5 protein-coding genes are annotated in these 6273 nt (G+C 39.7%); 3 read left to right on the forward strand and 2 right to left on the reverse strand.

Annotation, left to right across the window (positions count from 1 at the left end; all coding sequences use genetic code 11):
- Nucleotides 1-27: 27 nt before the first annotated feature.
- The 3 genes from ACNKXV_RS01740 (at nt 28) to ACNKXV_RS01750 (ending at nt 3801) form a co-directional block, all read left to right on the forward strand.
- On the forward strand, nt 28-1656 hold the full coding sequence (locus ACNKXV_RS01740; RefSeq protein WP_417905972.1) for an acyl-CoA carboxylase subunit beta: 1629 nt from the start codon (nt 28-30) through the stop codon (nt 1654-1656).
- 8 nt (nt 1657-1664) lie between these two features.
- Complete coding sequence (locus ACNKXV_RS01745) at nt 1665-3302, forward strand: M1 family metallopeptidase (RefSeq protein WP_417905973.1); 1638 nt, start codon at nt 1665-1667, stop codon at nt 3300-3302.
- 76 nt (nt 3303-3378) lie between these two features.
- A complete protein-coding gene (locus ACNKXV_RS01750) occupies nt 3379-3801 on the forward strand; it encodes a DoxX family protein (protein ID WP_417905974.1) in 423 nt (140 codons plus the stop codon).
- A gap of 14 nt (nt 3802-3815) precedes the next feature.
- Here the strand turns inward: ACNKXV_RS01750 and ACNKXV_RS01755 are convergent, their stop codons facing one another.
- Both ACNKXV_RS01755 and ACNKXV_RS01760 read right to left on the reverse strand, forming a co-directional pair.
- A complete protein-coding gene (locus ACNKXV_RS01755) occupies nt 3816-5147 on the reverse strand; it encodes a M24 family metallopeptidase (protein ID WP_417905975.1) in 1332 nt (443 codons plus the stop codon).
- Between the two features lie 48 nt (nt 5148-5195).
- Nucleotides 5196-6272 (reverse strand): AMP-binding protein, encoded by a 1077-nt coding sequence (locus tag ACNKXV_RS01760; RefSeq protein WP_417905976.1) that lies wholly within the window; start codon nt 6270-6272, stop codon nt 5196-5198.
- Nucleotide 6273 lies beyond the last annotated feature (1 nt).

Consider the following 6273-nt stretch of genomic DNA (forward strand, 5'->3'; position numbering starts at 1 on the left):
TCGAATTATTGTAAAAAATTCAAAGAAATGGATATCAACTTCAACAAGAATGAAGATCATAATAAGTTACTGGCCTCTGCAATGCGCCAGCGACTTGCAAAAATAAAACTAGGTGGTGGTGAAAAAAGAATTGAAAAGCATCATGCTAAAGGGAAAATGACTGCCCGTGAGCGTATTGATTTTCTATTGGATGATAATGAAAAAAGCATAGAAATTGGTGCTTTTGCTGGGGATGGAATGTATGAGGAGCATGGTGGGTGTCCAAGCGGAGGTGTTGTAGTAAAAATTGGACATGTTTCCGGTAAGCAATGTATAGTGGTAGCAAATGACGCAACTGTAAAAGCCGGTGCCTGGTTCCCAATAACCGGAAAAAAGAACCTAAGAGCTCAGGAAATTGCCATTGAGAACAGACTCCCAATTATTTATTTAGTTGATAGTGCCGGAGTATTTCTTCCTATGCAGGATGAAATTTTCCCAGATAAAGAGCATTTCGGAAGAATATTCAGAAACAATGCGGTGATGAGCAGCATGGGAATTACCCAAATTGCAGCCGTAATGGGAAGCTGTGTGGCAGGAGGTGCCTACCTTCCAATAATGAGTGATGAGGCTCTAATCGTTGAAAAAACCGGTAGTATTTTCCTTGCCGGAAGTTACCTGGTAAAAGCAGCCATTGGGGAATCCATAGATAACGAAACTCTTGGTGGAGCGACAACCCACAGCGAAATTAGTGGAGTTACAGATTATAAGGCTAAAGATGATGAAGATGCTCTTACGCGAATAAAGAATATTATGGATAAGATCGGTGATTTTGACAAAGCCGGTTTTAGCTATAAAAAACCTGTGAAACCTAAGAACGATCCTAAAGATATCTACGGAATACTTCCTAAAAAACGAAGCGATCAATATGATATGCACGAAATTATCTCCCGCCTGGTGGATAATTCAGAGTTTGAAGAATATAAGGAAGGCTACGGACAAACCATTATCACCGGATATGCGAGAATCGATGGTTGGGCTGTAGGGATCGTCGCAAATCAGCGAAAGATCGTAAAAACCAAAAAGGGTGAAATGCAATTTGGAGGGGTTATTTATTCCGATTCTGCAGATAAAGCCACAAGGTTTATTGCGAATTGTAATCAGAAAAAAATCCCTTTGGTATTCTTACAGGATGTTACCGGATTTATGGTTGGAAGTAAAAGTGAACATGGAGGCATCATTAAAGACGGTGCGAAAATGGTAAATGCGGTAAGTAACTCTGTGGTCCCTAAATTCACTATAATTATAGGAAATTCATACGGCGCAGGAAATTATGCGATGTGCGGGAAAGCTTATGACCCACGTTTGATCGCTGCATGGCCAAGTGCAGAGCTTGCTGTAATGGGAGGAACACAGGCCGCAAAAGTACTCGCGCAAATTGAAACCGCTGCTCTGGCCAAAAAAGGTGAAGAAGTAGATGCCGAAAAGGAAAAAGAGGTTTTCGAAAAATTAAAAGCTAAATACGACGCCCAGACTTCAGCTTATTATGCAGCTGCGAGGCTATGGACAGATGCCATTATCGATCCTCTGGATACCCGTAAGTGGATCTCAATGGGAATAGAAGCTGCTAACCACGCTCCTATTGAAAAAGATTTTAATCTTGGAGTAATCCAAACCTAATCAAGTTTATGAAAAAGCTATTATTATCCTTTGGAGCCTTCTTATTTGTGCTAATATCCAACGCACAAATAGTTGGCACTAATCATTCGGTATATACCGAAGCTGATACACTAAGAGGTAGCTTACGACCTGAGCGCAGCTCTTTCGATGTGCTCAAATATCATTTGAAACTGAAGGTCGAACCGGAAAAAAAATTCATATCCGGATCTAACACTATCAGATTTTCAGTTTCTGAAGACTTACCGGTAATGCAACTGGATCTTTTTGCCAATATGGAAATAGATTCTATTGTACACAAAGGGAAACCCTTATCATATAATAGAAAGCATAATGCGGTTTTTATAGATTTTGAGGAGGCGCTAAAAAAAGGCGCTCAGGATTCTTTGCAGTTCTTTTATCATGGTAACCCTATTGTTGCAAAAAATGCGCCGTGGGATGGTGGTTTTGTCTGGACTAAAGATCTGGATGGAAACCCCTGGATTGGTGTAGCCGTACAGGGAACTGGTGCCAGTCTATGGTATCCAAACAAGGATCATCAAAGTGATGAACCCGAGGAGACCATTATAGAAGTTGCTGTTCCAAACGGATTGATGAATGTATCTAATGGTAGATTTCTTGGAAAAAAGAACCTCAACGATGGTTTTACCCAATGGAGCTGGAAGGTTGTAAATCCAATCAACAATTACAACCTGATGATCAATATTGGGAATTACACCCATTTCTCTGACAAATACGAAGATCTTGATCTCGACTATTATGTATTACCATATAACCTGGAGAAGGCAAAAGCTCAATTTGAAGAAGTAAAGGAAATGATGGCGTGTTTTTACGAGAAAATGGGACCTTATCCGTTCGAGGAAGATGGGTTTAAACTGGTAGAAACCCCGTATTTAGGAATGGAACACCAAAGTGCCGTTGCCTATGGAAATGAATATAAAATGGGTTATCTGGGCAATGATATATCCGGTACAGGAATTGGTCTCAAATGGGATTTTATCATAATTCACGAATCAGGTCACGAATGGTACGGGAATAGTATTACTTCAAAAGATATCGCAGATATGTGGATCCACGAAGGGTTTACAAGTTATACTGAAGCAATATATATCGAATGTCGCTGGGGTAAAAAAGAAGCTCTGGAATATTTAAAAGGACTTCGGAAGAATATTGGGAATCGAAAAAACATTATTGGAGAATACGGAGTGAATGTTGAAGGTTCCGGAGATATGTACCATAAAGGTGCAAATCTTCTTAATATGATCAGAAGTATTTATGATGATGATGACTTGTGGTGGAACACTCTTAGAGATTACACTAAAACATACAGGCATCAAACAATCACAACTGCCGATACTGAAGCATTTTTCAATAAGGCTACCCCAATTGACCTTGCTCCGGTATTTGACCAGTATCTCCGCAATCCCGGGTTACCTACTTTACAATTAAGACAAGGTGATGATCAAATACTTTATCGCTGGAAAGCCGATGTTATTGGATTTAATATGCCGGTAGATGTAATTATTGACGAAGAGGAAATAAGGTTAAATCCCGGCACCGAATGGCAATCTTATAAAACCGGGGAAGAATTGGATGAGCTAAAGGTTAACGAGCTGGAATTTTATATAAATACAGAGATCCTTAAGTAATATAGAGTAAATAATACTTTAAATTTTAAACACATACCACCTTGATTTTTAGTAACTTAATGTAAATATTTTTATTATGTTAAGTATTAAATCTTTAAATAAGTGGGCAAATGCGCACACTTATTATTGGCTGGATCTCATCAGGGTGGCTTTGGGTGTGTTTTTCTTTATTAAAGGAATCCAATTTGCTTCTCAAACTGAAATGGTTGCAGAGTTAATTACACCACTTCAGGGCTTTGGAGGCACAATGCTGCTAGTGCATTACATTGCATCAGCACATCTCGTTGGAGGCGTTTTGATAGCTTTTGGACTGTTTACACGTTGGGCGCTGATGGCCCAAATTCCTATCCTGATAGGTGCGATCCTTATTAATTTTGTTGGGATTATGAATGCTACGGCATTAATATTAGCCCTTATTGTAACTCTGGTAAGTATTTTTTTCATCTTCTATGGCTCCGGAAAACATTCCGCAGATTACATGATGAAAATGGGTTATTAAACTTAGTTCCTTTTTTAGTTGGCTTCTTTTTCCGAAGGAATTAGAATGAGATTTCTTTGTCTGTCATTAACATAACGAAAACCATCCTCTCCCCAAAATCCAGCTTCTTCCAGCATTATTCTCACTGTTTTATTCCATTCAGGGATTTCTACTTCGGTATTTAACTCAATGGCATATACGGTATTTTCATATAAAGGATAGTCACCTGTTCCAGGTACTCCATTCTGCTGATCCCACATTCCAATAGTTGGACCGGCGGAGTGGCCATATAAACCTAAGGGATGGGTATAAATGGAAGGTTTTAATCCCGCATTTTTTGCTTCCTGCAAACTTTTCTTCAGAATAATATTTCCGGGTTTACCGGTTTCGAAATTAGAAGTAAGAATATCCTGTAATTGGTTTCCTTTCCGGAAAGCTTCGCTTAGGAAGTCCGGAGCTTTTTCCTCCCCTGCCTTAAGTACATAAGCCATTTGTTGACAGTCTGTATTTAAATTAAGATAAGTGATCCCAAAATCACAATGTAACAGGTCACCGGGAAGAATCACGTCATCCCCATCCTTTCCAGAAAAAGCAGTGATATGATCCACCAGAGCTTCATTCGTCCTTTGAATATCCACGGTAGGATGAAACCAGGTTTCCATTCCCATATCTGTAACTTTCTGGCGCATCCACCACACCACATCATCTGTAGTAGTTATCCCGGGTTTAATTACTTTACTACTGAATGCTTCAGCAATAATGTCATGAGTAATATTTACCAGATCGCTGTAAATAACCATTTCCCTCAAAGTCCGCGTTTCTATCCAGCCTACGGCAAGCTCTTCAGCAGAAATCAACCGATTTTTATATGTAGCTGGCAGCGCCTTAAGGAATGCATCATGATCTGTCTTGACAAGACCATCGGCGATTCCAAAATTATCAGATTTATTAATTCCAATTTTCGCAGGATCACGGTCTTTTATGATTTTTACTAGCGCCTGCCATTGATCTGGCTGCTCCTCTTTATTCCAGGCAGATTGAATATGTTCACCAATATCATATCGCGCAACTGCAAGTTTTTCCACAAGGTTTTTATCCTTATCCCGGTAAAATACGAGGATGGTCCTTCTTCTTGCATTTAACCAGGTAGAAGGAAGCATCGTTTTAAGGACGGGGTCTTCGTTATATTCCCTTGAAATTAGCACCCACATGTCTATCCCGGTTCTATCCATTAATACGGGTAATAATTGATCAAAGCGTTCACCCAGAATCTGGTCGTTAATTTGTGACCTTTCTTTTTCCGAGAGGACCTGACCATTGATAAAAAAAGGAAATAAGAGTAAAACGAGAATAAATAAATTCTTCATGCAGAGCTATAAATTAAGGTATAAATGAAATGAAGCCGACCGGGAATTTCAGGCAATTTTACTCTTCAGGGTGTTCTCACGATGGATCTTCCCATTAGGAGTTTCTTCAAATTTTTCTATAAGGTAAATTTTTCGTGGCTTCTCGTATTTCCCTAAAGATTTCATGTTTTCGATAGTCTCCCTCAGGTTATCAATAGTTTCTTCTGAAAAATCGTCCTCTACAAAAAGAACCAGTTTTTCCCCCAGCGCATCATCGGGAATGGAAGTAACAAAGAACCGGTGGTCGAGTTTTTTATTGAGTTTCCTTTCTATTTCTTCAGGAAATAATTTTATTCCGCCAGAGTTGATCACATTGTCATACCTCCCCTTCCAGACGAATCTTTTATAGGTAACAATTTCCACAACATCATTCGTTACGATTTCTTCATCCAGAATTTTAGGAGCTTTTATTACCAGGCATCCCCGGTCATCCTGACGAATACTAACATTTGGCAATAATTTAAATGAGCGCGATGCTTTCTTTTTTTTAGGATTTAACCTTCTGGCAGCGATATGGCTGCAAGTCTCGGTCATTCCATAGGTCTCATAAAGTTTACAATCTGTATTCTTCAGCATTTTCCGAAGGCGGGGTGAAACTGCGCCTCCTCCAATAATGAGCTTTTTAACCAAATGTAATCTGGCAAGAGAGTTATCCAGTTGGAAAGGGGTCATTGCAGAAAAATCGTAAACTTTAAAAACCTGATCCAAAGGAATGGAGGATGGGAGAACGGTGTCAAGATGCCAGCCACTTACCATGGCACGAACAAGCATCATCTTCCCGGCAATATATTCGGCCGGCAAACACATTAAAGCAGTGGTCCCGGCAGGAAGCTCAAAGAATTTCGCCGTGGCCAGTGCCGAATTTACCATGTGCTCCTTGGTGAGCCGGATCTTTTTGGGTTTCCCTGTAGAACCGGAAGTATGAACCTCTATAGAAGATGAAGGTCTAAGCCAATCCAGCAAAAAAGCACCTATTTGCTGTTCATAAGGCTCCCCTTCCTCTATATAAGTTTTCGCAATAATCTTAAGATCTGAATTAGAAAAATGGCTTTTATTTAGCCGAAATTCTGGGTGTGTTTCAGGAATT

It is taken from the genome of Christiangramia aquimixticola, assembly GCF_048285835.1.
Classification (GTDB): domain Bacteria; phylum Bacteroidota; class Bacteroidia; order Flavobacteriales; family Flavobacteriaceae; genus Christiangramia; species Christiangramia aquimixticola.

Coding starts and splice junctions, on each gene's coding strand:
- ACNKXV_RS01750 (WP_417905974.1), top strand. CDS start 3,379: ATGTTAAGTATTAAATCTTTAAATAAGTGGGCAAATGCGCACACTTAT.
- ACNKXV_RS01745 (WP_417905973.1), top strand. CDS start 1,665: ATGAAAAAGCTATTATTATCCTTTGGAGCCTTCTTATTTGTGCTAATA.
- ACNKXV_RS01740 (WP_417905972.1), top strand. CDS start 28: ATGGATATCAACTTCAACAAGAATGAAGATCATAATAAGTTACTGGCC.
- ACNKXV_RS01755 (WP_417905975.1), bottom strand. CDS start 5,147: ATGAAGAATTTATTTATTCTCGTTTTACTCTTATTTCCTTTTTTTATC.